Genomic DNA, 23444 nt, shown 5'->3' with positions numbered 1-23444 from the left:
TCACCCCGCCTGCAGCATCTCCAGCTCCAGCCAGCGGTCCTCCGCCTGCGACAGCTCGGTCTCGGCCTGCGCCAGCATGGTCGAGGCCTTGTCGAAGCGGGCGGGGTCGCGGGCATAGAGGTCGGGGTCGGCCAGGATCGTCTTGAGCTGGCCGATCGCCGCTTCCAGCTTCTGCATCCGGGCGGGCAGCGTCTTCAATTCGTGCTGCTCGTTAAAGCCGAGCTTGGGCTTGCCCGCTGGCTGCGCCGCCGGGTTCGCCGATCGTTCGCGCGACTCCTTCGCCTTCGGCGCCGCGGCCCGCGCCTCGACGCCCTGCCCGCGCTGGACCAGCATGTCGCTGTAGCCGCCGGCATACTCGACCCAGCGGCCCGCGCCCTCGGAAACCAGGACGCTGCCGGCCACCCGGTCGAGGAAGTCGCGGTCGTGGCTCACCAGGATCAGCGTGCCCTGGTAGTCGCCGAGCATCTCCTGCAGCAGGTCGAGGGTCTCGAGGTCGAGGTCGTTGGTCGGCTCGTCGAGGACGAGGAGGTTCGCGGGCTGGGCCAGGGCGCGGGCGATCAGCAGCCGGTTGCGCTCGCCGCCCGACAGCACCGAGACCGGCGTGCGCGCCTGCTCGGGGCTGAACAGGAAGTCCTTCAGATAGCCGATCACGTGGCGGCTCTGGCCGTTCACCGTGACGCTGTCGCCGCGGCCGCCGGTCAGCACGTCGGTGACGGTCATTCCTGGTTCGAGCACGGCCCGGGCCTGATCGAGCACCACCGGCATCAGGTTGGTGCCGAGCACGACCTGACCGGCATCGGGCTCCAGCCGCCCCATCAGGAGGTTGATCAGCGTCGACTTGCCGGCGCCGTTCGCCCCGACGATGCCGAGCCGGTCGCCACGCATCACCCGGAGCGACAGGCCGTCCACGATTTTGCGTTCACCGTAGGATTTCGCGATGTCGCGGGCCTCGACCACGAGGCTGCCGGAGGATTCGGCGTCCGAGGCCTGCATGCTGACGCTGCCGACCGGACGGCGTACCTCGCGGCGGCTCTGGCGCAGCTCGTGCAGGTTGCCGAGACGCCGGACGTTGCGCTTGCGCCGCGCGGTGACGCCGTAGCGCAGCCAATGCTCCTCGGCGACGATCTTGCGGTCGAGCTTGTGCTGGTCGCGCTCCTCCTCCTCGAAGAAGGCATCGCGCCACGCCTCGAAACCTGAAAAGCCCTGGTCGATCCGGCGGGTCTCGCCGCGGTCGAGCCAGATCGTCGCCCGCGACAGGGCCGAAAGGAAGCGCCGATCGTGGCTGATCAGCACGAGCGCGGCGCGGGTGGACCGGAGTTCCGATTCGAGCCACTCGATCGCCGGAAGGTCGAGGTGGTTGGTGGGCTCGTCGAGGAGCAGCACGTCCGGCTCCGGGGCGAGCGCCTGGGCGAGCGCGGTGCGCCGCCCCTCCCCGCCCGAAAGCTTCGTGGGGTCTTCCTCACCCGTCAGTCCGAGGCTCTCCAGCAGGTAGCGGGCCCGATGGGTCGATTCCCCGGGAGGCAGGCCGGACTCGACGAAATCCATCGTAGTGGCAAAGCCGGAAAAATCCGGCTCCTGCGCGAGGTAGCGGATCGTGGTGCCGGGCTGCACGAAGCGGCGGCCCTTGTCGAGCTCGACCAGGCCCGCGGCGATCTTCATCAGCGTCGACTTGCCGGACCCGTTGCGTCCAACGAGGCAGGTTCGCTCGCCGGGTGCGATGGCGATCTCGCCGCGGGTGATCAGCGGCGTGCCACCGAAGGTCAGCGCGACGTCTTGGAGAGTCAGAAGCGGGGGAGCGGCCATGCGCCGGCTTATGGCAGTGTGCGTCGGTCCGTTCAAACCCGCCCCCGCCTCTCTCCGATCCTCCGGTCAGGCGACGGGGTTTGCCGGACCCGGGGGGCTGATCTCCGGCACGCCCGGATCGTTCACCGGAATCTCCGGCGGCTGAATGCCCGGGGCCTCGGCGGGGGTGTTGCCGGGGATCTCCGGCCCGGGCGGCTGGGTCGGCGCCTGCGGGGGCTCGTAAGGCCGCTCCGGTCCGGGGCCGGGCTGCTGCGGGACCTCGGGGATCGGCCCCGGATCGGCGAGGGTGAAATCGGACACTGGGATCCTCCGCGCTGCCGACGCTGCATCTCGGCGTCGTTCCGGCGGAAACAAGGTCCGGCCGATCCGGTTCCGGACCGCTACTTCTTGGTCAGCAGGAGATTGCCCTCCTTGCTCGCCACCTTCTGGATCTTCTCGGCGAACAGGGCGAGCAGGAAGGGCAGCTTGACCTCGAGCCGGACGCTCTCGGGGCCCACGTCGATCGTGCCGGCGATCTTCTGTGCGACCGCGGAGACGCCGAAATCGAGGCGATCCCCCGTCCAGGCGAGCTGGTCGACGCTGATGCCGCTCTTGGCCAGGAAGGCGCGCGCCTGATCGGTGCCGTGCTCAAGGCGCCGCTTGGCCTCGTCGCGGCCGAGGTCGTGCGGGATGTCGACGATGAGGGGCTTGGGCATGGTAGGCTGATCCGAGCTGAACCCGGCAGCAGATGGGGCCTCAGGCCGCCTCAGACAACGCCCCCGGGGGCCGCCTCGCCCTGTCGGGACGGAGGCGGCCCGGCGCTACAGGCGCGTTGGGATCAGTTCAGGACGTGCAGCGACACGTAGGTCGTGCCGCCCATGCCCAGGGCACGGGCCGATCCGCGCGACAGATCGATGATGCGGCCATGCACGAAGGGCCCGCGATCGTTGATGCGAACCACCACCGAGCGGCCGGTCCGGGTGTTCTCGACGCGGACGCGGGTGCCGAACGGCAGGCTGCGATGGGCGGCGGTCAGACCGTTGGGGTTGAAACGCTCACCATTCGCGGTGCGGTGACCGCTTCCGTACCAGGAGGCCCCTCCGCTCTGCGCGGTGGCCGGGAGGGTTGTTCCGACGACGGTGGTCAGCATTCCAAGCGAGACAACGAGCTTACCGAAACCAAACGACATTCTCACCGCATTCCCTTTGTTGTTATCGGGGCGGCGCCAGTCGTGTCAGAAATCGTCCGGAATAAGGCAGGTTTTCGCAACCGATTCACGTCACATTTTGGCCGATTTCGTGCTGATCAGCACGATTACATGCCCTAGTGTGACAGTTTATTTCGCTGCTTGTTGCGGATGAAATAGTGCGTAGTCGTCCCTGGGTGGCGGAAAGAACTATGGATGTCGTGCCGCCGGCCTCGAAAATAGGTCGTCGTTCCTAAGCCCTGCGCTGGCCGTGACCCTGCGTCCCGCTGAGATGGAGACGGCGCGCGCCAGCGGTGCGATCGCGGCGGTGATTGTCATGCCGGGCTGGTCCAGAAGAACAGCGGGCCCGAACGGCGGGGCAAGCGCAGACGAGCCAGCCTTTCGCGGCTCAAAGGGCGTCGTGCGCGCGCTGTAACCGAAGCTTAATCTTTCGCGGGATGGGCCGGACATTGTGCTCGGCAAAAACTGCAGCCCCAGAACGGGACGCGGGCCGACGAAATTCGAAAACGCGTCCTTTACCCTGTTCGGGTCATGGTCTGCCGGTCAGTCGCGTAACCGGTGTTTGCCATGGCTTCCCCGCGTACCGTGGCTGCCGACGTCGTCGCCCGGAAACAGGTCTCGCGTGCCGGGCGGCCCGCGTCGGCGCCACGGATGGGTCTCGTACCCGCCCAGCGTTCTCTGCCCCTCGATCAAGTGCTGATCGGGGATTGTATCGCAGCCATGAACAGCCTGCCGGCGTCGAGCGTCGACTGCGTGTTCGCCGACCCGCCCTACAACCTGCAGCTCGGCGATGCCGGCCTGCTGCGTCCCGACCAGAGCCGTGTCGACGCCGTCGACGACGACTGGGACAAATTCGCGACCTTCGAGGCCTACGACGCCTTCACCCGGGACTGGCTCGCGGCCTGCCGCCGCGTGATGAAGCCGAACGCAACCCTTTGGGTGATCGGGTCATACCACAACATCTTCCGGGTCGGGAGCGCGTTGCAGGATCTCGGTTACTGGATCCTCAACGACATCGTCTGGCGCAAGGCCAACCCGATGCCGAATTTCCGCGGCAAGCGCTTCACCAACGCCCACGAGACCTTGATCTGGGCCTCGCGCTCGGCGGAGTCGAAGGGCTACACCTTCCATTACGACGCGCTCAAAGGGGGGAATGAAGACCTCCAGATGCGCTCGGACTGGTTCATCCCGCTCTGCACCGGCGAGGAGCGGCTGAAGGATACGGAGGGCCACAAGGTCCACCCGACCCAGAAGCCCGAGGCCCTGCTGGCCCGCACCCTGCTCGCGGCGACCAATCCCGGCGACGTGGTGCTCGATCCCTTCTTCGGCACCGGCACCACGGGCGCCGTCGCCAAGCGCCTCGGCCGCCGCTTCATCGGCATCGAGCGCGAGACGACCTACGCCGAGGCGGCCCGTGCGCGGATCGCCGCCGTGGAGCCGCTGTCGAAGGCCGCCCTCATGGTGGCGCCGACAAAGCGGGCCGAGCCGCGGGTGCCGTTCCTGTCGGTGATCGAGGCGGGGCATATCCGTCCCGGTGAGATCGTGACCGATGAGCGCCGCCGCTTCCGCGCCACGGTGCGTCCGGACGGCCAGCTCGACAACGGCCTCGTCATTGGCTCGATTCACAAGATCGGCGCCCTGGTCCAGGGATTGCCGGCCTGCAATGGCTGGACCTTCTGGCACGTGGAGCGCGGCGGCAAGCCGTTGGTGATCGACAGCTACCGGGCCGGCCTGCGGCAGGCGATGGCGAACGGATAGGACCCTTTACGACTTTGCGAGCGTCGCGACGCTCGCAAAGTCGCGGCGCTGTTTTTTCGACGCGCATCGTGTTGGCGGCCACCCTTGCCGGGACGCTGCCTCAGCGTTTCCGAGCCGGACCTGATCGCCGTGTCGGCGCCCTGGTGGGCGCCGGAGCCATCCGTGGCTCGACCTCCCCCTCCAGCAGATCATCCACCTCCAGCGGCGGTGCAGGCGCCGGCTTCGGCTGGGGTTTCGGCACGGCCCGGATGCGCGGGCGCGGCTCCGGATCCGGCATCGACACCGGGGCTTCCATCGCCGCCAGCAGCGGCATCGGCGGCGGGTCCTTCTTCGGGCGCCCGCGCGGCTTCTTCTCGGGCTCCGGCTTCGGGTCGAAGGCGTGGGCCAGAACCTTGCGCATCAGGCCGGGCAGCGGCTCGTCGTCGAGGGCGTTGCGCGGCGTGAAGCGCATGCCGGGCGGCGCGGGCGTCGAGAGGGCGACCCGGGCCACGAACACCGTCAGCTCCAGGGGAAAATGCGTGAAGCCGTGACGCACGAGTCCCGGCAGGCGCTTCCAGCGGGCGTCGAGGGGCGCGTCCAGCAGCGCTCCGGCCGCGTCGTAATCGGGCTCCCAGGCGCTGCCCGGCGGTTCGGCCATGTTGCCGAGCAGTCCCTCCGGCGCCCGCGTCCGCAGCAGCACCCCCTCGTCGCCGCTGCGGATCGCCACGAAGGCCGCGCCGCGGCGCAGCGCACCCTTGGCGACCTTGATCTTGCGCGGGAACGTGTCCTGCGTGCCGAGCCCCCGGGCCCGACAGGGCAGCATCCAGGGGCAGAGCGCGCAGGCGGGCCGCTTGGGCGTGCAGATCGTCGCACCGAGATCCATCAGCGCCTGCGCGAAGTCGCCCGGCCTGTCGTCCGGGACGAGCGCCTGGGTCAGTCGCCGGATCTCCGGGCGGCTGCCCGGCAGGGGTGCCTCGACCGCGTAGGCGCGGCTGAGGACCCGCTCGACATTGCCGTCGACGGCCGCTTCCGGCCGGTCGAAGGCGATCGCGGCGATCGCCCCGGCCGTATAGGCGCCGATCCCCGGGAGCTTGCGCAAGGCCTCCGCCGTATCGGGGAAGCGCCCGCCGCCCGCGGCCACGGCCTTCGCGCAGGCGTGCAGATTGCGTGCGCGGGAGTAGTAGCCGAGCCCGGCCCAGGCCGCCATTACGGCCTCCTCGGGGGCGTCCGCCAGGGCGAACACGTCGGGAAAGCGCCCTAGGAAGCGCTCGAAATACGGCCGGACCGCCGCGATCGTGGTCTGCTGCAGCATCACCTCCGAGAGCCAGACCCGGTACGGATCGGGCACCTCGCCGGCGAGCGCCCGCCACGGCAGGGCGCGCCGATGGCGGTCGTACCAGACGAGCAGGTCGTCGGCGCGCGGTCCGGCACCGGCTTGATGATCCATGGCTGTGCGGGGCGGCATGGGCAGATCGACAGGGTCCGCGCTGCATAGCCGGCGGGGTGAGGCGATCATAGGGCGGCGAAAGCGCGGCTGCGTCCTCCCTTCGTCAACCATCCTGCGCTAACGTCACCGGATCCACAGGGCCGGGACCACCATGGCGCGCGTCAAACCGCTGGCCGAACTGATCGAGGGTTGCATCGGCCCGGCCTTTGCGGCGCAGGGCTTCGCCTCGACCGACATCCTGGCCGCGTGGCCCGAGATCGTGGGCGAGCGGCTGGCCCGCTACTGCCGGCCGTCCAAGCTCGAATGGCCGAAGCGCCGCCGCCGGGATGGCGAGGCGCCGGAATCCGGTACGCTGGTCGTGCGCGTCGAAGGGGTGTTCGCCATCGAATTGCAGCACCTCGCGCCCGTGGTGATCCAGCGGATCAACAGACATTACGGCTGGGCCTGCGTGTCGCGGATCGTCCTGCAGCAGGATCGGGTCGGCCGGAGCGGCACGCAGGCCAAACCAACCCGCGTGGATCCCGTTCGGGCCGTCGAGGTCCAGAAGGCGGTCGCCGGGATCGCCGATGACGGCCTGCGCGCGGCCCTCGACCGCCTCGGTACCGCGGCCGTCGCCACCCGCCCGGATCGATAAGCGAGGCGATTCGGTCGCCTTGCCAGGACGGCCGCGCCCGAGTACCCGCATCGGGACGCCAAGACTAATCAATCCGGCGGAGCCTGACCGATGACGACGCGACGCGACGCTCTCAAGTTCTCCGGCCTCGCCTTCGGCGCCGGCCTCGCCCTGCCCTACCTGTCCCGCTCGGCGCAGGCACAGGGCGCGGATCTCGCGACCCTGATGCAGCCGGGCCCGCTCGGCGATGTCTGGCTCGGACCGGCGGATGCGAAGTGCACGATCATCGAGTACGCCTCGATGACCTGCTCGCACTGCGCCGCGTTCCATAAGAACACGTGGCCGACGCTCAAGGAGCGGTACATCGACACCGGCAAGGTGCGGTTCACGCTGCGCGAGTTCCCCCTCGACCCGCTCGCCACCGCGGCCTTCATGCTGGCGCGCTGCGAGGGCGATTCGAAGTACTACCCGATCACCGACCTGCTGTTCGATCAGCAGGCGGCCTGGGCCTTCACGCCGAAGCCGGTGGATGCGCTGGAGCAGATGCTGCGGCAGGCCGGCTACACCAAGCAGACCTTCGAGGCCTGCCTGAAGGACCAGAAGATCTACGGCGCCGTCAACACCGTGAAGCAGCGCGGGCTCGACGTGTTCAAGGTCGATTCCACACCGACCTTCTTCATCAACGGCGAGCGCTACACCGGCGAGATGACGGTCGAGGGCATGGAGAAGGTGATCAAGCCGATCATCGGTGCCTGAAGGCCGGGCCGACGCTCTTGCGAAGCACCGTGCAGGAGTTGTGGTCCGAGCTGGAATACCAAATTAAAATCAACGGCTTACCATGTATGGGCTTCGCCTTGACACCCAAGATAGGCGAAACTATGGTGCGCCCGCTTGCTGGGGGCGTCCAGCCGGTTTCGGATCCTCCTGCCCTGTGAGTTTTGAGCCGTGAACGGCGACGACACGAGGGGCGGGGCAAGGGACGGAGACGGGACCGAGGGGACGCCGACGGACAGCGAACTCTCCGCGAGGCTCAGACGTCTCGAGATGCAGATCGAACGGAAGCGGCCGCAGGCTGCTGCCGATCCTTCGACGCGCCCTCGAAACGGCGGAGGCTCGTCGCTGGGCCAGGCCATGACGCTCTCGACCGAGTTCGTCGCTGGCGTGATCGCAGGAGGGGTACTCGGCTGGATCGTCGATCATGTCTTCGGGACCAAACCCTGGGGCTTGATCGTCCTTCTGATGCTCGGGTTCGTCGCGGGGGTCTACAACGTGATGCGGGTGTCGGGTTTCTCCGGCGCGCGTCCAGAGCGGCGCGACCGGCAGGAGCCATAAGGCGCGCCGGTCGGTGATAATCGAGGCGGCCGGCATGAGCCGGTGCGTCGGACAAGAAGGGCGGGAGCGGGAATGGCGGTCACGATCGACCCGATCGAGCAGTTCGAGCTGAAGCCGCTCGTATCGCTCGGCCATATCGGCCATCAGCAACTCGCGTTCACCCAATCCGCCCTGTACATGTTCGCCGCCGTCGGCGTGATCGCGCTGATCACCATCGTGGCGACCTCGTCGCGCTCGATCGTCCCGGGCCGGATGCAGTCGCTGGCTGAGATCTTCTACGAATTCATCGCCGACACGCTGCACCAGTCCACCGGCGACGGCGGCAAGCGGTTCATGCCGCTGGTGTTCTCCCTGTTCATGTTCGTGCTGATCCTGAACCTGTTCGGGATGATCCCCTACGCCTTCGCGGTGACCAGCCACCTGATCGTCACCTTCGGGCTGGCCGCGCTGGTGATCTGCACCGTGGTGATCTTCGGCGTGATGAAGCACGGCACCCACTTCTTCGGCCTGTTCGTGCCGTCGGGCGTGCCGAAGCCGCTTCTGGCGATCCTGGTGCCGATCGAGATCATCTCGTTCATCTCGCGCCCGATCAGCCTGTCGGTCCGTCTGTTCGCCAACATGCTGGCCGGCCACATCGCGATGAAGATCTTCGCGTTCTTCGTGGTTCAGCTTCTTCTCGCGGGCGCCTGGAGCGTGCTATCGCCGCTTCCGCTGTTCCTGACGATCGCGCTGACCGCGCTCGAATTCCTCGTTGCGGCGCTGCAGGCCTACGTCTTCGCGACGCTGACGGCGATCTACCTCAACGACGCCCTTCACCCCGGCCACTAATCCGGCCGGCTCCACCCGCCGCAAACGTCAAAGCACGTTTCGATCTGAAGAGACCTCAGGAGTTATCATGGATCCCGTCGCTGCGAAGTACATCGGCGCCGGCCTCGCTTGCCTCGGCATGGCGGGTGCGGGCATCGGCCTCGGCAACCTGTTCGGTCAGTTCCTCGCCGGCGCTCTTCGCAACCCGTCCGCTGCCGACGGCCAGCGCGCCACGCTGCTCCTGGGCTTCGCCCTCACCGAGGCGCTCGGCATCTTCTCGCTGCTGATCGCGCTGCTGCTGCTCTTCGCCGTCTGATCGGCAACGGAGGCTGCGGCCTCCCGGTCAATGGGTGGGCGCTCCGTGATGGGGCGCCCACCTTCGTCCGTCACCGCATCGCGGTGGCTTCAGCGAACGGTGTCAGTGTAGCGGTCCCATGGCGCAGCCCAACCCCCTCACCACGCCGCCCCCGGGCGCCGACACGCAGGTCGTGCCGGGCCATGTCGAGCACCCGGAAGGGCATACCGGCGCCTTCCCGCCCTTCGAGAGCTCCGGCTTCCTGGCGCAGCTGATCTGGCTCGCGCTCGCCTTCGGGCTTCTCTACTACCTGATGGACAAGATCGCGCTGCCGCGGATCCAGTCGATCCTGCACACCCGCGCGGAGCGTCTGCGGGCCGATCTCGATCAGGCGCAGGCCATGAAGACCGAGGCAGATGCCGCAGGCGTCGCCTTCGAGACCGCGCTGCGGGACGCCCAGAGCAAGGCGCGTGACATCGCGCAGACCACCCGCAACGAACTGGCCGCCGAGGCCGATGCCAAGCGCAAGGCGCTGGAGGAGCAGCTGAACGCGAAGCTCGCTGCTTCCGAAGCGACGATCCGCCAGCGGACCGAGGCCGCCATGGGCAATGTCCGCTCGATCGCGGGCGAGGCTGCGGCGGCGATCGTCGAGCGTCTGACGGGTCAGGCGCCCGATCGGGCAACCCTCGACCGCGCCCTCGACGCCACCGCTCACTAGACGGGACCCCAACGATGCTGCTCGAAGCCGAATTCTGGGTCGCCGTCGCGTTCGTCATCTTCATGGGCATCGCCTGGAAGGCCGGTGCCTTCTCGGCGATGACCAAGGGACTCGACGGCCGTGCCAAGCGCGTCCGCCACGAACTCGATGAGGCCAAGCGCCTGCGCGAGGAGGCAGCCGCCGTGCTGGCCGACTACAAGCGCCGCCGCGCCGAGGCCGAGAAGGAGGCCGAGTCGATCGTCGCCGGCGCCCGTGAGGAGGCGCAGCGCGCCGCCGAAGAGGGTCACCGCAAGCTCGACGACTTCCTGGCTCGCCGCACCAAGGCTGCCGAAGTCAAGATCGCCCAGGCCGAGGCGCAAGCCGAAGCCCAGGTGCGGGCTGCGGCCGCGGAGGCCGCCGTGAAGGTGTCGGAGACGATCCTGCGCGACCGGTTGCAGGGCGAGGCCGCTCAGGGCCTGATCCGCGCGAGCCTCGGTGAGGTCCGGACGCGCCTGCGGTCCTGATCCTGTTCATCCCCGCGTAGAGAAGCCGCCTTCGGGTGGCTTTTTTCGTTCAGCGCCTTCGGCTCTCAAGAAAGAGCCCATCGCGCCCCGCTCATTGAGAGCGCCCTGCCTGCGCCGCATCGCTGTCAATCGCGATGACGAAGACCGTCGGCACCGGCGAACATCGTGGCTGTGAACGACGTTCCCGAAGCGTGTGAGCACGGGGACGGTATGCCAGATAAGGCACGCATCGTGATCATCGGCGGCGGCGTCGCCGGCATCGAGGTGGCCACGAGCCTCGGGCGCGGCGGTCGAGCCGACGTAATCCTCGCCGATCGCAGCCTGTCCCACGTCTGGAAGCCGATGCTGCACACCTTTGCGGCCGGCACGGCCCGGGCCGACCGGCAGAAGGTCGACTTCTTCGCCCAGGCGCACCGCAACGGCTTCCGGTTCCAGCCCGGGGCCCTGACTGGTATCGACCGGGCGGCGAAGCGGGCGAAACTCGCGGTCGAAGCCTCCGAGGGGCGGCCGGAGGTCGATCTCGCTTACGACCTCTTGGTCATCGCCATGGGGAGCCGGGCCAATGATTTCGGCACGCCCGGCGTCGCGGAGCATTGCCTGACCATCGACGATCTGACCGAGGCCGAGCACTTCCACGATCAGCTCCGATGCCATCTGCTGGCGCGGCTGGATCGCGGCGGCCTGCTGGAGATCGCGATCGTGGGTGGTGGGGCAACTGGCGTCGAACTCGCTGCCGAGCTGAAACACGCCATCAACCTGCTCTCGGCCTACGGTTCGCCGGACCTGCCGCAGCGCTTGCGCCTGACCTTGATCGAAAGCGGGCCGCGCCTGTTGCCGGCCTTTCCGGAGCGGGTCTCGCGCGCCGCCGCCCGCACCCTGTCGGACCTCGGCGTCGCGGTGCGGACCGGCGCAATGGTGACGGCGGCGGACGCGTCGGGCTTCACCCTGAAGGATGGAAGCCGCATCTCCGCCGTTCTGAAGGTCTGGGCGGCCGGCGTGAAGGCCCCCGACGTGCTCGCCGGCCTCGACGGGCTGGAGCGGTCACGGACCGGACAGCTCGTCGTCGGCCCAGACCTGCGCGCGACCCGCGATCCGGCGATCATCGCGCTCGGCGATTGCGCCAGCCTCGCCGATCCGCAAACCGACAAGCCGGTTCCCGCCACCGCTCAAGCCGCTCGGCAGCAGGCGCAGCACCTTGCCCGCCATCTCGGACGCGCGCTGTCCCGCGGCGGCACTGTGGCGACCCAGTTGCCGCCATTCCGCTACGTCGAGAAGGGCGCCATCGTCTCGCTGGCCGATTTCAACGGCTGGGGGACGCTGGGCCGCTACACCTTCGGCGGCGGTCGCCTGAACGGGCTGTCCGCCCGGCTGACCCACGACCTGCTGTACCGCCAGCATCAGATCGGCCTGTACGGACCCGTCCGCGGGACCTTGACGTGGCTACTCGACGATCTCGATCATCTGATCAGCCCGCCCGTGAAGCTCGACTGACTGGCAGACCTTAATCAAGCCGTTCGCCCTCGACCGCCTTGGTCTCCTCCACCTCCGGCGCGACCTGTCCGTAATTCAGCACCGCCACCAGAGCGGCTCCGCCGAAGGTGTTGCCGAGCAGCGTCGGCAGAAAAAACTTGAACCCGTAATCGCCCATCGAGGCGGCCCCTGTGACCACGAGGTAGAAGGCCTCCACGGAGCCGGCCACGATATGGGCCAGGCTGCAGAGCGCCACCAGCCACGTCATCAGCAGGATCACGAAGGGTGCCGCGCTGGCCGTGGCGGGCAGGAACCACACCATCAGGGCGATCATCCAACCGGCGAAGACCGCCTTGACGAACGTCGCCCAGAATCCGTGCGCGATGGCGTCGTGGCTGATCTCCGCGAAGGCCTTGAGCACCGGGGGCTCGAACGCACCCGAATAGGCCACCACCGTCGCGATCGTGAGCGTCCCCAGGATGTTGCCCGACAGGACGATCGACCAGAGCCGGACTACCCTCAGGGCCGTCTTCATGGAACGGTCGTGCAGCAGCGGCAGGACCGGCGTGATCGTGTTCTCGGTGAAGAGCTGCTGCCGCCCGAGGACCACGACGAGGAAGCCGACCGCGTAGCCCATGGAGCTCACGATCTTCGCCCAGTCCGTCTCGGGCAGGTGGGTCCGCAGGACGCCGGGCACGATCAGGGACAGGGCGATGCTCAAGCCCGCCGAGAAGGCCGAGAGGAACAGCGCGAGGCCGTTGCGCCGCAACTCCTCGTCGCCTTCCAGCCGGATCACCTCGTGCAGGACGTAGGCATCGGGGCGGCCGATCTCCGAGACCTCCTTCAGCAACTCGTCGCGGCGGGCCGCCGGATCGGCCCGCTTGTCCTTGTCCCGCACCATCCACTCAGCTCCGTGACGCAACGCGACCCGATTGGAGGTCCGTCATTCAGGCCGACAGCCGGGCCAGCAAGGCTTCGACCGCGCCGCGCGCCTCGGCGAGCGCCGCAGAGTCCCGACTGCGCACGACGATCCGATTGCGAAAACCCTCCGGTGTCATCGCCGGGTACGAACCGATCGACACCTTTGGCCGCTCCTTGGCGATCAGGCCGAGTTCGCCGGCGTAATTGCCCTCCGGCAGGCCGGCCGCCTCGATCGTCTCGGAGAGCATCGCGGCGCCGCCCTGCAGGGTCGGGGCGATCGAATCCAGCATGGCCTGCATGATGGCGGGCACACCGGCCATCACGTGAACGTTGCCGATCCGGAAGCCTGGCGCCTTCGAGACCGGGTTAGCGATCAGGTCGGCGCCGAACGGGATCCGTGCCATGCGCAGGCGGGCTTCGTTCAGATCCTCCGGCTTGTGCCGTTCCAGCAGCATCGCCCGGGCGCGCTCATCGACATCGATGCCGACCCCGAAGGCTCGGGCGACGCAATCCGCCGTGATGTCGTCGTGGGTCGGGCCGATCCCGCCGGTGGTGAACAGATAGGTATAACGGGTTCGCAGGGCGTTGACCGCTTCGACGATCATGTCGGCCTCATCCGGCACGACCCGCACCTCGCGGAGATCGATGCCGGCCGCGGTGAGGAAGTCCGCGATGGTGCCGATGTTCTTGTCCTTGGTGCGACCCGAGAGGATCTCATCGCCGATCACGAGGATGGCGGCGGTGACGGATTCGGTGGTCTGGTCCATGGGTCTCTGGCGTCGGGTGGATCGCGTGGGCAGATAGCGCGACACGCTCTCCTGGCTACGACAATCCCGAGGATGCCATGCAGTTCGCCGCGCCGCTCCTGCCGGGACGGCTGGTTCGACGCTACAAGCGCTTCCTGGCCGATATCGAGACCGCGGAGGGGCTCGTCACCGCGCATTGTCCCAATCCGGGGGCGATGCTGGGGCTGAATACGCCTGGGGCGCGGGCACTACTCTCCCGCTCGGCGAACCCGACGCGCAAGCTCCCGCTGACCTGGGAGCTGGTCGAGGCCGATCTGCCCGGCGGCCCGCAATGGGTCGGCCTCAACACCCTGCGCCCGAACGCCCTGGTGGCCGAGGCTTTCCGGGCCGGGGCGATTTCGGCCTTGGCCGGATACGACGTGCTGAAGCCGGAGGTCCGCTACGCACAGGCGAGCCGGGTCGATTTCCTGGCGAGCGGCGGTGGTGGCGGGCCGTGCCATGTCGAGGTCAAGAACTGCCACCTGATGCGTCGGGCCGGTCTAGCGGAGTTCCCGGACTGCACGGCCGCCCGCAGCGCCCGGCACATGCGCGACCTTGCCCAGGTTGTCGTCGCGGGTGGGCGGGCGCTGGTCGTCATCGTGGTGCAGATGCACGCGGAGGCGTTCGATGTCGCCCGCGACATCGACCCGGCCTTCGATCGAGCCTTTCGGGAGGCGCGTGCCGCGGGCGTGGAGGTTCGGGCCTATCGCTGTGCCGTCGGCCCGGAGGGCGTGACCATCGCGGAGGAGATACCGGTCGTCACGCCGCCCTGACGGCCGAGCGCTCGAACATCAGGTTGAGCCGGGAGCGCGCGACCTCGCGATAGCCGAAGCCCTCAAGGTGCTTCGGCAGGTCGATCTGCCACTGGCCCGTGCCGTTCTCGATCAGCAGGATGCGTGGCAGGAGGGCTTCCGGCGCCTCGCGCAGAAACGGCTCCAGGATCAGATCCTCGGCGCCCTCCACGTCGAGCTTGACGGCATCGACCCGCGACAGCCCTTCGCCCCGCAGCAGATCCATCAGCGTCACCGCCGGCACGGTGATCCGGGCGCCTTCGTTGGTGCCGACGATCCGCAGGCTCGATTCGCCCCGGTTGCGGGGATCGATGAACAGGGTGAGCTCGCCGGCCTTGTCGGCCACCGCGCAGGCGACTGCCTTCACGGTGTGGAACGGATTCTGGGCGATGTTGTAGGTCAGGCGGTCGAACACGTCGGGCTGCGGTTCCACCGCGACGATCCGTGCACCTGGGCCCGAGAACGCGGCCACGCACAACGCGTAGGCTCCGATATTGGCGCCGATGTCGAGGAAGACGCAGTCCTTCGGCAGGCGTTCCTGAAGAAGTGCCCGTTCCTCGGGATCGAAGAACTGCGGGGTGAACAGCACCTTCTTCTCGCAATTGTTGTTGTACGGGTGCAGCCGCATCCGCGCCCCGTAGCGGGTGACGTCCAGGGGCTTGCCCCGCAGCCGCGAGATCGCGATCCGGCGCAGAAACAGCGCGAGGCGCCGCCCATACCAGGATTCGGCCGGGATCCGGTTCGTGCGGCGGGTGATGGCCGCCACGAGACCGGTGGGTTCGTAGGTGCCGTAAGGCTGCGTGTCCGTCATGACCGGCGGGGTTTGCCAGCCGGCGCGCCACCCCGCAAGCCGATCACGATGCGTTGCCCCGGGAAGCCCGCGTGGTCTAAGCGGTGGCCGAGCGTGAGGAGCATGGGTTGCCCGGCATGGAATCCTTCAATTCCGACGGCGTGCGGATCGCCTATATCGATGTCCCACCGGCGGCAGGGGACAGTCAGTCGGCGGGCAAGCCGATCCTGCTGATCCACGGCTTCGCGTCGAACCACGCGGTCAACTGGGTCAACACCCAGTGGGTGAAGGCCCTGACCCAGGCCGGATACCGGGCGATCGCCCTGGACAATCGCGGCCATGGCGAGAGCGAGAAGCTCTATGATCCGGCTGCCTACAGCTCGGAGTCGATGGCGGGCGACGCGATCCGGCTGCTCGACCATCTCGGCATCGAACGCGCCCACGTGATGGGCTACTCGATGGGCGGGCGGATCACGGCCCACATCGCCCTGGATCACGCGAGCCGGGTCCGCTCGGCGCTGATCGGCGGGCTCGGGATGCATCTCGTCGAGGGCAAGGGGCTTCCGTCGGGTATCGCGGAGGCGCTGGAGGCGCCCGCCGGCACAAAGGCAGCGAACCCGACCGCGGCGGCCTTCCGCATGTTCGCCGAGCAGACACGGAGCGACCTGCGGGCGCTGGCGGCCTGCATGCGCGGCTCCCGCCAGACCCTGAGCCGGGCGGAACTCGGGCAGATCGAGGTTCCGGTGCTGGTCTCGGTCGGCACCCTCGATACGGTCGCGGGCTCCGGTCCGGGTCTCGCCGCCCTGATCCCGGATGCGCGGGCGCTCGAGATCGAGGGCAAGGATCACTCCACCGCGGTCGGCGCCAAGCCGCACCGGGACGGCGTGCTGACGTTCCTCGCGGCGCAGCCGTGACCGATCAGCTCTTCAGCCGGTAGCCCGTGCGGAAGATGTAGGTGACGAGGCCGAGGCAGATCACCAGGAACAAGGCGGTCATGCCGAGGCTGATCGCGATGTTCACGTCCGCCTTGCCGAAGAACGCCCAGCGGAAACCGCTGATCAGGTACACGACCGGGTTGAGCAAACTCACCGCGTGCCAGAACGGCGGCAGCATGCCGATGGCGTAGAAGCTGCCGCCCAGGAAGGTCAGCGGCGTGACGACGAGGAGCGGCACGAGCTGAAGCTTCTCGAACCCGTCCGCCCACAGGCCGATCACGAAGCCGAATAGGCTGAAGGTCACGGCGGTGAGCAGCAGGAAGCCGATCATCCAGACCGGATGCTCGATCCGCAGCGGCACGAACAGCGCCGAGGTCGCCAGGATGATCAAGCCGATCAGGATCGACTTGGAGGCCGCCGCGCCGACGAAGCCCAGTACGACCTCCAGCGGCGAGATCGGCGCCGACAGGATCTCATAGATCGTGCCGGCGAAGCGCGGGAAGTAGATGCCGAACGAGGCGTTCGAGATGCTCTGCGTCAGCAGCGACAGCATGATTAGCCCGGGCACGATGAACAACCCGTAGGGCACGCCGTCGACCGCCGAGACCCGCGAGCCGATCGCGGCGCCGAACACCACGAAGTACAGCGTCGTCGAGATCACCGGGGCCAGGATGCTCTGCCCGGCCGTGCGCCAGAACCGTCCCATCTCGAACCGATAGATCGCCCGGACCGCCGGCCAGTTCATGCTGTAGGCCGTGCTCATGCCCGTGCTCCTTCTTCGCGCACGAGGCCCACAAAGATGTCCTCCAGCGAACTCTGTTCGGTGTGCAGGTCGTTGAACCGGATGCCCGCCGCGGCGAGCCCGGTGAGCAGCCCGGTGATGCCGGTGCGCTCGGCGCGCGTGTCGTAGGTATAGACCAGCTCGCGCCCCTCCGCGGCGAGGGCCAATTCGTAATCGGCCAGCTCCGGCGGAACCTCGGCGATCGGCTGCTGGAGATTCAGGGTGAGCTGCTTGCGCCCCAGCTTGCGCATCAGCGCGGCCTTCTCCTCCACCAGGATGATCTCGCCACGGCGGATCACGCCGATGCGGTCGGCCATCTCCTCCGCTTCCTCGATGTAGTGGGTGGTGAGGATGACGGTGACGCCCTGTTGGCGCAGCTCGCGCACCAAGCGCCACATGTCCTGGCGCAGCTCGACATCGACGCCTGCGGTCGGTTCATCGAGGAACAGCACCCGGGGCTCGTGCGACAGGGCCTTGGCAATCAGGACCCGACGCTTCATCCCGCCCGAGAGGGTCATCAGCCGGCTGTCGCGCTTGTCCCACAGGGACAGCGCCCGCAGGATCCGCTCGATATGGCCGGGATCCGGCCGCAGCCCGAACAGACCGCGGGAGAAGCTGACCGTGTTCAGCACCGTCTCGAAGGCGTCGGTGGTGAGTTCCTGCGGCACGAGCCCGATGGCGCGCCGCGCGGCGCGGTAGTCGCCGGCAATGTCGTGGCCATCGACCAGCACGGTGCCGGAACTCGGCGTGACGATCCCGCAGACGATGTTGATCAGGGTCGACTTGCCGGCGCCGTTCGGGCCGAGCAACGCGAAGATCTCCCCGGCCTCGATCGCGAGGTCGATGTCGCGCAGGGCCGTGAAGCCGGACGTGTAGGTCTTCGACAGCTGCGAGATGGATATGATCGGCATCAGGGCCTGAATGGAGCGTTGGCGAGCCCGGAGCCGGCAACGTGCGCATCGCTCGCGCGTCGATGCGCCGATGGCCGTCGCCTCGGGAAGGCCGGCCCTATAGCACGCCGATCGCGAAGCCGGACCGATCCGGTGTGCGCCGGCGCACGGCCGGGCACGTCAGCCGCTACCGCTCGCTGAAGCGCTCGACGATCGCCAAGCATTCCCGGCGCTGATCCGGGTCTTCGATGCGCGAGAACGCCGCCAGCAGCGCAGCGCATTCCGAGGCCGCCGGCCCACGCGGTCCCGCGTTCGCGGTCCCGCGTCCCTGGAAGGTCGAGACGGGGATCTTCAACGCCTCTGCAATCTGTCCGAGCAGCCGCACCCGCTCGTCGGCGGAGGACGTGGCTGTCATGGGATCGAAGCCCGCTGCGTCCGTCATGATGCCTTCAACACCAACCCTCGATCGGACGCATGCGCCGACGCCCGGCGCGAACATCCACATATTCGCGACCGGTGCAACCTACCGTTAGGTGTCGAACCCCGCGGCAGACAACGGAGCTTCAATGGACAGGGGGTGCGGACCGGATCAGCCGGCCTCTGGGCAACAGCCAAGTCCATCATCGCGCCGTGAAATGGCGCCGTGATCAGACGAGCTTGGCTCAACCCGCTAGCCGAAGCGTGATGAGCGCGATAAGCCCGACCAGCGTCCCGGCCCCGAGGAACCTGCGCCAGGGGTTCACCCCGCGCAGCAACTCATCGAGCGCCCACCACGCGAGGGCGAGATCAGCGCCGACAGACAGCCATCGCGCCAGGGGCTGGTTCGTCTGGGCCGCCCAGGCGCCCAACGTTAGCCCACCGAACAGCCACAGGGGCAGATTGGGCCATTGCCCAACGGTCAGCGCGCCGGTTTTGCGGTTCCGGAACATCCAATCGACCGCTCTGGCGAACACGCCGGTCCTGCTCTGCTCCATGGCGGCGAACCTTCTGGGAGAATGCGTGCTCTGCCGCACTGCCGAGCCGCGCCGGCGGAGCTAGAACGCGTTAACGGGTTGGGCGCGGTCTTAACGAAGAACTAACCTTAGTAAATGGAAACCGCCCGCAAATCCCTAACGGAAGCTGAAAAGACTCGCGGAAATTCCGTTAATACGTTGGTAATGCGTTGGCCGGGCAGCGAGGCAGCCGCCCTTCAGAGAGGATCGACCATGAGCGCCCGTCTCGAAGACCTGAAGTTCATGCTGACGCTCAGCGCCGTCGTGCTCTTCGGCAGCGGCCTCGATATCATCCTGCGCTGATCGAGACGGCCGCGTCGGCATGGAACCGCTGGCCACCGCGCGCGATGGCGCGCCGGAGGGCGGAACGCGCCGCCGTGTCACGGGTCGGTGCTGTACGGCCTGATTCCGCAGCGTAGGGGATAGCGACCACGCGGGTCCCGAAGGCGGCCCGGTGATGCGAGCCAGCGATATCGCGTGGGGTGGAAACGGTTTGGCCGGAGCGGAGGAAGCTCCGCAGCTCGGCGACTTTCGCCCGACGTTCCGCCTGGATTCTCAACAGAGCAAGCACGAGACCGACCAGCCCGGCGGTCTCCAGAATGGCTGCAACCACGTAGCCCAAAGCCATCCAATTTCACCGAGCACTCTGATGGGGACACCGCGCCGCAGCGGCCGGTCCCGATCTGCGCCCGCATGGTTAGCGCGACCTTAATGGCATCTTCGATCGCCGCAGCGGCTGGGCGCCGTATCGGGCGCCGACGTACCGAAGCTCCGCCGTGTCACCACCCATCTATGTCCCAAGGCCGGGACACGGTATCATTCGGCGAGCGACGCCCGCTGCCCTGAGCGCCAGCCCCGCGGTCGGACGTTGATGAGACGATGCCATGGCCGATCCTGCCCTGCGCCGCATGACACCGGACCAATTCTTCGCGTGGCAGCTCGGACAGGACGGGCTCTACGAACTCGTCGACGGCGTCCCGGTGCCGCACGTCAAGATGATGATTGGGGCCAGCGCCCAGCACGATCGGGTCACCGTCAACATCATCGCGGATTTGCATCACCAGCTTCGGGGAACAGGCTGCCGCCCGACCACCGATGACATCGCTCTGCGCACGAGCATCGCGACGCTCCGGCGCCCGGACGTCACGGTCGAGTGCGGCGAGCTGGTGCGCGACAGCCATGAGAGCAGGTCGCCCCGCCTCGTCGTGGAGGTCCTCTCGCCTTCAACAAGCAGCGTCGACCGCTTCCGCAAGCTCGACGAGTATCGCCGCCACCCGACCCTGCGCGGCATCCTGCTGGTTGAGACCCGGTTTCCCAGCGTCCTTCTGTACCGACGTACCGGCGAGGCCTGGGAGCCGGAGACCTACGAGGCGATGACCGACATCATCGACCTGTCGGAGATCGGCGCGCGTCTGGCGCTGGCCGACATCTACGAGGCTGTGGCCTTCGAGCCTGGGCGCAACGCGCCGTGACCGCGCGCTACCACATGTCGAGGGCGACGCGGGCCTCGTCCGACATGCGGCTCTGATCCCACGGCGGATCGAACACCATCGTGACCGAGCAGGATTGAACGCCCGGCACCGCAGCCACCGCGTTCTCGACCCAGCCGGGCATCTCGCCCGCCACCGGGCAGCCGGGCGCCGTCAGCGTCATGTCGATCGCCACCTTTCGATCGTCGCCGATATCGACCTTGTAGATCAAGCCGAGTTCGTAGATGTCGGCCGGGATCTCCGGATCGTAGACGCTCTTCAGCGCCGCGACGATGTCGTCGGTCAGGCGATCCAGTTCCGCCGGCGGGATCGCGGAATCGCCGGCGACGGCGGGGGCGTTCATGCCGCCCGTGATGGTGGCGTCGGTGGTCATCGCTTCACTCTCTTCGGACGCGTCCGGATGGGACCAGCCTCGAACCCGTATATCAGGTGAACAGCATTTCTGCCTTGGCGAGCGCCTCGGCAAGGGCATCGATCTCGGCCGTCGTGTTGTAGAGGCCGAACGAAGCGCGGCAGGTCGAGGTGACGCCGAAGCGGTTGAGCAGCGGCATGGCGCAATGGGTCCCGGCCCGCACCGCCACGCCCTGCCGGTCGATCACCGTGGCGATGTCGTGGGCATGGGCCCCCTTCATCTCGAACGCGATCACGCCGCCCTTCCCCTCAGCCGTGCCGATCAGGCGCAGGGAATTCATCGCGCCGAGCCGCTCCTGCGCGTAGGCCGTCAGCTTCGCCTCGTGCGCGGCGATCGCATCGCGCCCGAGCGACATCATGTATTCGAGCGCCGCTCCGAGACCCACCGCCTCGATGATCGCCGGGGTGCCGGCCTCGAACTTGTGCGGCGGATCGTTGTAGCTGATCGCATCTTCGCCGACCGTCCGGATCATCTCGCCGCCGCCCTGGTAGGGTGGCAGCCGATCCAGCCACTCCTTCTTGCCGTAAAGCACGCCGATCCCGGTCGGGCCGTAGACCTTGTGGCCGGTGAAGACGAAGAAGTCGCAATCGAGCGCCCGGACGTCGACCGGCTGGTGCACCGCGCTCTGGGCCCCGTCGAGCAGCACCGGCACGCCGTGGGCGTGGGCGATGCGCACGATCTCGGCGGCCGGCGTCACCGTGCCGAGCACGTTCGACATGTGGGTGATCGCCACCATCTTGGTGCGGGGCGAGAACAGCTTTTCGAATTCCTCGACGAGGAAGTTGCCCTCGTCGTCCACCGGCGCCCACTTGATCACGGCGCCGCGGCGCTCGCGCAGGAAGTGCCAGGGCACGATGTTGGAGTGATGCTCCATGATCGAGAGGATGATCTCGTCCCCCTCCCCGATCAGGCCGCCCCAGCCCATCGACGAGGCCACGAGATTGTAGGCCTCGGTGGCGTTGCGGGTGAAGATGATCTCGTCGGTCGAGGCCGCGTTGAGGAACTGCCGCGTGGTCTCGCGGGCGCCCTCGAACCCTTCGGTCGCGGCGTTGGCCATGTAGTGCAGGCCGCGGTGGACGTTGGCGTAGCCGGTCTCCATGCAGGACACCATCGCGTCGATCACCTGCCGCGGTTTCTGCGCCGAGGCGGCGTTGTCGAGATAGACCAGCTTTTTGCCGTAGACCTGCTGCGCCAGGATCGGGAAATCCTTGCGGATCGCCTCGACGTCGTAGGTGGGGGTGAGGACGGGTGCGTTCATCGCTTCTCACTCACGGGTCGCCCTCCTTGCGGAAGGACGGTGTCCCCTCCCCCTTGTGGGGAAGGGGTTAGGGGTGGGGGTGGTTCAGGAGGCACCGCCGAGCCACACCCGGAGCCACCCCCACCTCCGGCTCCTCCCCAGAGGGGGGAGGAGAGCGCGTCGCGCTAGCCCCGCGCCTTCAGCCAGGCTTCGATCTCGCCGATCAGCGCCGCGCGGGCGCCCTCGTGCGTGACCGCTTCCACCGCCTCGCCCACGAAGGCCTGAACCAACAGGCTCTCGGCGATCGGGCGCGGCAGGCCGCGGGCCATCAGGTAGAACAGCAGTTCCGGATCCGGCGCGCCGCAGGTTGCGCCATGGCCGCAGGCGACGTCGTCGGCGAAGATTTCCAGTTCCGGCTTGTTCATCATCTGCCCCTCGTCGGTGAGGAGGAGACAGTCGGACTTCATCTTGCCGTCGGTTTTCTGGGCGGCCTGACGGACGATGATCTTGCCCTGGAACACGCCGGTGGCATCGCCGTCGATGATCCACTTGAACTGCTCACGGCCGACGCCGCCCACGGCGGCGTGGTCGGCCAGCAGCGTCGAGTCGGCGAGCTGGCCGTTGCGCAGCATGGCGGCGCCATTGACCACGACGTTGGTGTCGTCGCCCGCGACATGGACGTAGATCTGGTGGCGTGACAGCACAGCCCCGGTGACGAGGTTCACGGTCTCGACCTGACCCTCGGCCTCGACCTTCAGCGACAAGGTCGAGAGCGCGATGGTCGCGTCGCCCTCGATGTTCAGGCGGGTGTGCCGGAAGGCGGCCTTGGGGCCGACCACCACGTCGAGGGCGTCGTTGGGCTGGCAGGTGAGGCCGTTCGGTCCCTCGTGGCTCTCCAGCAGGCTGAATTCCGCGCCTTCCCCGATCTGGACGAGCACGCGGGTCGCCGTCGAGAACGGCGTGCTGCCGGTGCCGACGAAGCGCAGGTGTATCGGCTGCTCCGGCTTGGCGCCGGCCGCAATCCGGATGACAGCGCCGTCCGCCAGGAAGGCGGTGTTGAGCTGATAGATCGGGTTCTCCCGGGCCTGGGGCACGGGGGCGAGCTGGGTCAAGGCGTCATTGCCCTGGCTCAGCGCGTCGTTCAGCGGCATGACCGTGACGCCGGCTGGGATCCGGTCGAGATCGGACAGCTCGCGGACGAGGTGGCCGTTCACGAAGGTCAAGCGCGCGGTCTCGATCCCGGCAAAGCCCTTCGCCTCGGCGACCGCCACCTTGGAGACATTGAGACTCGGCGCCTCGGCCGGCGGCGCGGCTTCGCTGATCGCGGCGCGCAGGTCGGTGTACTTGAACGCCTCGACCCGGCGGCTCGGCAGGCCGGTCGCCTCGAAGAAGCGGAACGCCTCCTCGCGGGCGATGGTGGCGTCGCTGGCAAAGCTCTGGCGGGCCGTCTCGAACAGCTTCGACAGGCCGGCCTCGGCGGGGGAGCGGAGGTTGGTGACGTCGGCCATG

Annotated in this window: 28 protein-coding genes; 12 read left to right on the top strand and 16 right to left on the bottom strand. The window is 68.0% G+C overall.

The genetic code is table 11. The features are described 5' to 3' along the window. The 4 genes from MKK84_RS33645 to MKK84_RS33630 all read right to left on the bottom strand — a co-directional run bounded on the left by MKK84_RS33645 (window position 1) and on the right by MKK84_RS33630 (window position 2971). Window positions 1-1803 carry an ATP-binding cassette domain-containing protein gene (locus tag MKK84_RS33645; protein ID WP_243927123.1) on the bottom strand — a complete coding sequence of 601 codons (1803 nt, stop codon included), beginning with the start codon at window positions 1801-1803 and terminating at the stop codon, window positions 1-3. A gap of 66 nt (window positions 1804-1869) precedes the next feature. Then, window positions 1870-2103, bottom strand: a complete 234-nt coding sequence (locus MKK84_RS33640; RefSeq protein WP_243927121.1) for a hypothetical protein — start codon at window positions 2101-2103, stop codon at window positions 1870-1872. Between the two features lie 80 nt (window positions 2104-2183). Then, window positions 2184-2498: a polyhydroxyalkanoic acid system family protein gene (locus MKK84_RS33635; RefSeq protein ID WP_243927119.1), complete on the bottom strand. Its 315-nt coding sequence runs from the start codon at window positions 2496-2498 to the stop codon at window positions 2184-2186. 122 nt (window positions 2499-2620) lie between these two features. Then, a complete protein-coding gene (locus MKK84_RS33630) occupies window positions 2621-2971 on the bottom strand; it encodes a septal ring lytic transglycosylase RlpA family protein (RefSeq protein ID WP_243927117.1) in 351 nt (116 codons plus the stop codon). A 585-nt stretch (window positions 2972-3556) separates the two neighbouring features. On the opposite strand from MKK84_RS33630, the gene MKK84_RS33625 reads away from it, so the two are divergent. Then, complete coding sequence (locus tag MKK84_RS33625; RefSeq protein WP_279599856.1) at window positions 3557-4747, top strand: site-specific DNA-methyltransferase; 1191 nt, start codon at window positions 3557-3559, stop codon at window positions 4745-4747. 100 nt (window positions 4748-4847) lie between these two features. Here the strand turns inward: MKK84_RS33625 and mutY are convergent, their stop codons facing one another. Continuing rightward, window positions 4848-6191 (bottom strand): A/G-specific adenine glycosylase, encoded by a 1344-nt coding sequence (gene mutY / locus MKK84_RS33620; RefSeq protein ID WP_243927115.1) that lies wholly within the window; start codon window positions 6189-6191, stop codon window positions 4848-4850. Between the two features lie 133 nt (window positions 6192-6324). On the opposite strand from mutY, the gene MKK84_RS33615 reads away from it, so the two are divergent. From MKK84_RS33615 to MKK84_RS33580, 8 genes are all read left to right on the top strand, one after another. Beyond that, the gene (locus MKK84_RS33615; RefSeq protein WP_243927113.1) at window positions 6325-6807 is read left to right on the top strand and encodes a DUF721 domain-containing protein; all 483 of its coding nucleotides are present in this window, start codon (window positions 6325-6327) and stop codon (window positions 6805-6807) included. Window positions 6808-6897: 90 nt separating this feature from the next. Further along, a complete protein-coding gene (locus MKK84_RS33610; RefSeq protein ID WP_243927111.1) occupies window positions 6898-7542 on the top strand; it encodes a DsbA family protein in 645 nt (214 codons plus the stop codon). A 189-nt stretch (window positions 7543-7731) separates the two neighbouring features. Continuing rightward, on the top strand, window positions 7732-8118 hold the full coding sequence (locus MKK84_RS33605; protein ID WP_243927109.1) for an AtpZ/AtpI family protein: 387 nt from the start codon (window positions 7732-7734) through the stop codon (window positions 8116-8118). A gap of 72 nt (window positions 8119-8190) precedes the next feature. Continuing rightward, entirely contained in the window at window positions 8191-8946 is a 756-nt protein-coding gene (locus tag MKK84_RS33600) for a F0F1 ATP synthase subunit A (RefSeq protein ID WP_243927107.1), read from the top strand. 67 nt (window positions 8947-9013) lie between these two features. Beyond that, window positions 9014-9241 carry a F0F1 ATP synthase subunit C gene (locus tag MKK84_RS33595; RefSeq protein WP_007566773.1) on the top strand — a complete coding sequence of 76 codons (228 nt, stop codon included), beginning with the start codon at window positions 9014-9016 and terminating at the stop codon, window positions 9239-9241. Between the two features lie 118 nt (window positions 9242-9359). Further along, window positions 9360-9938, top strand: coding sequence for a F0F1 ATP synthase subunit B' (locus tag MKK84_RS33590; protein ID WP_243927105.1), 579 nt, complete (start codon window positions 9360-9362; stop codon window positions 9936-9938). A 17-nt stretch (window positions 9939-9955) separates the two neighbouring features. Further along, window positions 9956-10441 carry an ATP F0F1 synthase subunit B gene (locus MKK84_RS33585; protein WP_243927229.1) on the top strand — a complete coding sequence of 162 codons (486 nt, stop codon included), beginning with the start codon at window positions 9956-9958 and terminating at the stop codon, window positions 10439-10441. A gap of 210 nt (window positions 10442-10651) precedes the next feature. Further along, a complete protein-coding gene (locus tag MKK84_RS33580) occupies window positions 10652-11932 on the top strand; it encodes an NAD(P)/FAD-dependent oxidoreductase (protein WP_243927104.1) in 1281 nt (426 codons plus the stop codon). A gap of 10 nt (window positions 11933-11942) precedes the next feature. On the opposite strand, the gene MKK84_RS33575 is transcribed toward MKK84_RS33580, so the two are convergent. Both MKK84_RS33575 and MKK84_RS33570 read right to left on the bottom strand, forming a co-directional pair. Next, entirely contained in the window at window positions 11943-12812 is an 870-nt protein-coding gene (locus tag MKK84_RS33575) for a formate/nitrite transporter family protein (protein WP_243927102.1), read from the bottom strand. Between the two features lie 46 nt (window positions 12813-12858). After that, window positions 12859-13599 (bottom strand): competence/damage-inducible protein A, encoded by a 741-nt coding sequence (locus MKK84_RS33570; protein ID WP_243927100.1) that lies wholly within the window; start codon window positions 13597-13599, stop codon window positions 12859-12861. A 77-nt stretch (window positions 13600-13676) separates the two neighbouring features. Between MKK84_RS33570 and sfsA the strand changes: the two genes are divergently transcribed. Continuing rightward, complete coding sequence (gene sfsA, locus MKK84_RS33565; protein WP_243927098.1) at window positions 13677-14390, top strand: DNA/RNA nuclease SfsA; 714 nt, start codon at window positions 13677-13679, stop codon at window positions 14388-14390. Here the strand turns inward: sfsA and MKK84_RS33560 are convergent. Continuing rightward, complete coding sequence (locus MKK84_RS33560) at window positions 14377-15219, bottom strand: FkbM family methyltransferase (RefSeq protein WP_243927096.1); 843 nt, start codon at window positions 15217-15219, stop codon at window positions 14377-14379. The genes sfsA and MKK84_RS33560 overlap by 14 nt on opposite strands. Before the next feature lie 116 nt (window positions 15220-15335). On the opposite strand from MKK84_RS33560, the gene MKK84_RS33555 reads away from it, so the two are divergent. Beyond that, window positions 15336-16112, top strand: a complete 777-nt coding sequence (locus MKK84_RS33555; RefSeq protein WP_243927094.1) for an alpha/beta fold hydrolase — start codon at window positions 15336-15338, stop codon at window positions 16110-16112. A 4-nt stretch (window positions 16113-16116) separates the two neighbouring features. Here MKK84_RS33555 and MKK84_RS33550 read toward each other — a convergent pair whose 3' ends face one another. The 5 genes from MKK84_RS33550 to MKK84_RS33530 all read right to left on the bottom strand — a co-directional run bounded on the left by MKK84_RS33550 (window position 16117) and on the right by MKK84_RS33530 (window position 19424). Then, a complete protein-coding gene (locus tag MKK84_RS33550) occupies window positions 16117-16878 on the bottom strand; it encodes an ABC transporter permease (RefSeq protein WP_243927227.1) in 762 nt (253 codons plus the stop codon). A gap of 14 nt (window positions 16879-16892) precedes the next feature. Further along, window positions 16893-17828, bottom strand: coding sequence for an ABC transporter ATP-binding protein (locus tag MKK84_RS33545; protein WP_243927225.1), 936 nt, complete (start codon window positions 17826-17828; stop codon window positions 16893-16895). Window positions 17829-17991: 163 nt separating this feature from the next. After that, the gene (locus tag MKK84_RS33540; RefSeq protein ID WP_243927092.1) at window positions 17992-18246 is read right to left on the bottom strand and encodes a hypothetical protein; all 255 of its coding nucleotides are present in this window, start codon (window positions 18244-18246) and stop codon (window positions 17992-17994) included. A gap of 220 nt (window positions 18247-18466) precedes the next feature. Continuing rightward, window positions 18467-18778 carry a hypothetical protein gene (locus MKK84_RS33535; RefSeq protein WP_243927090.1) on the bottom strand — a complete coding sequence of 104 codons (312 nt, stop codon included), beginning with the start codon at window positions 18776-18778 and terminating at the stop codon, window positions 18467-18469. 307 nt (window positions 18779-19085) lie between these two features. After that, window positions 19086-19424, bottom strand: a complete 339-nt coding sequence (locus MKK84_RS33530; RefSeq protein WP_243927088.1) for a hypothetical protein — start codon at window positions 19422-19424, stop codon at window positions 19086-19088. Window positions 19425-19680: 256 nt separating this feature from the next. Here MKK84_RS33530 and MKK84_RS33525 point away from each other — a divergent pair, with 256 nt between their 5' ends. After that, window positions 19681-20268, top strand: a complete 588-nt coding sequence (locus MKK84_RS33525; RefSeq protein WP_243927086.1) for a Uma2 family endonuclease — start codon at window positions 19681-19683, stop codon at window positions 20266-20268. A 7-nt stretch (window positions 20269-20275) separates the two neighbouring features. Here MKK84_RS33525 and MKK84_RS33520 read toward each other — a convergent pair whose 3' ends face one another. The 3 genes from MKK84_RS33520 to MKK84_RS33510 all read right to left on the bottom strand — a co-directional run bounded on the left by MKK84_RS33520 (window position 20276) and on the right by MKK84_RS33510 (window position 23443). Beyond that, entirely contained in the window at window positions 20276-20659 is a 384-nt protein-coding gene (locus MKK84_RS33520; RefSeq protein ID WP_243927084.1) for an SUF system Fe-S cluster assembly protein, read from the bottom strand. Window positions 20660-20711: 52 nt separating this feature from the next. After that, window positions 20712-21956 (bottom strand): cysteine desulfurase, encoded by a 1245-nt coding sequence (locus tag MKK84_RS33515; protein WP_243927082.1) that lies wholly within the window; start codon window positions 21954-21956, stop codon window positions 20712-20714. Window positions 21957-22120: 164 nt separating this feature from the next. Beyond that, window positions 22121-23443 (bottom strand): SufB/SufD family protein, encoded by a 1323-nt coding sequence (locus MKK84_RS33510; protein ID WP_243927080.1) that lies wholly within the window; start codon window positions 23441-23443, stop codon window positions 22121-22123. Window position 23444: the final 1 nt, after the last annotated feature.

This window comes from Methylobacterium sp. E-065, from assembly GCF_022829605.1.
Lineage (GTDB): Bacteria > Pseudomonadota > Alphaproteobacteria > Rhizobiales > Beijerinckiaceae > Methylobacterium.
Note: the sequence above shows the minus strand (reverse complement) of the source record. Positions and strands in the feature narration are given on the sequence as shown.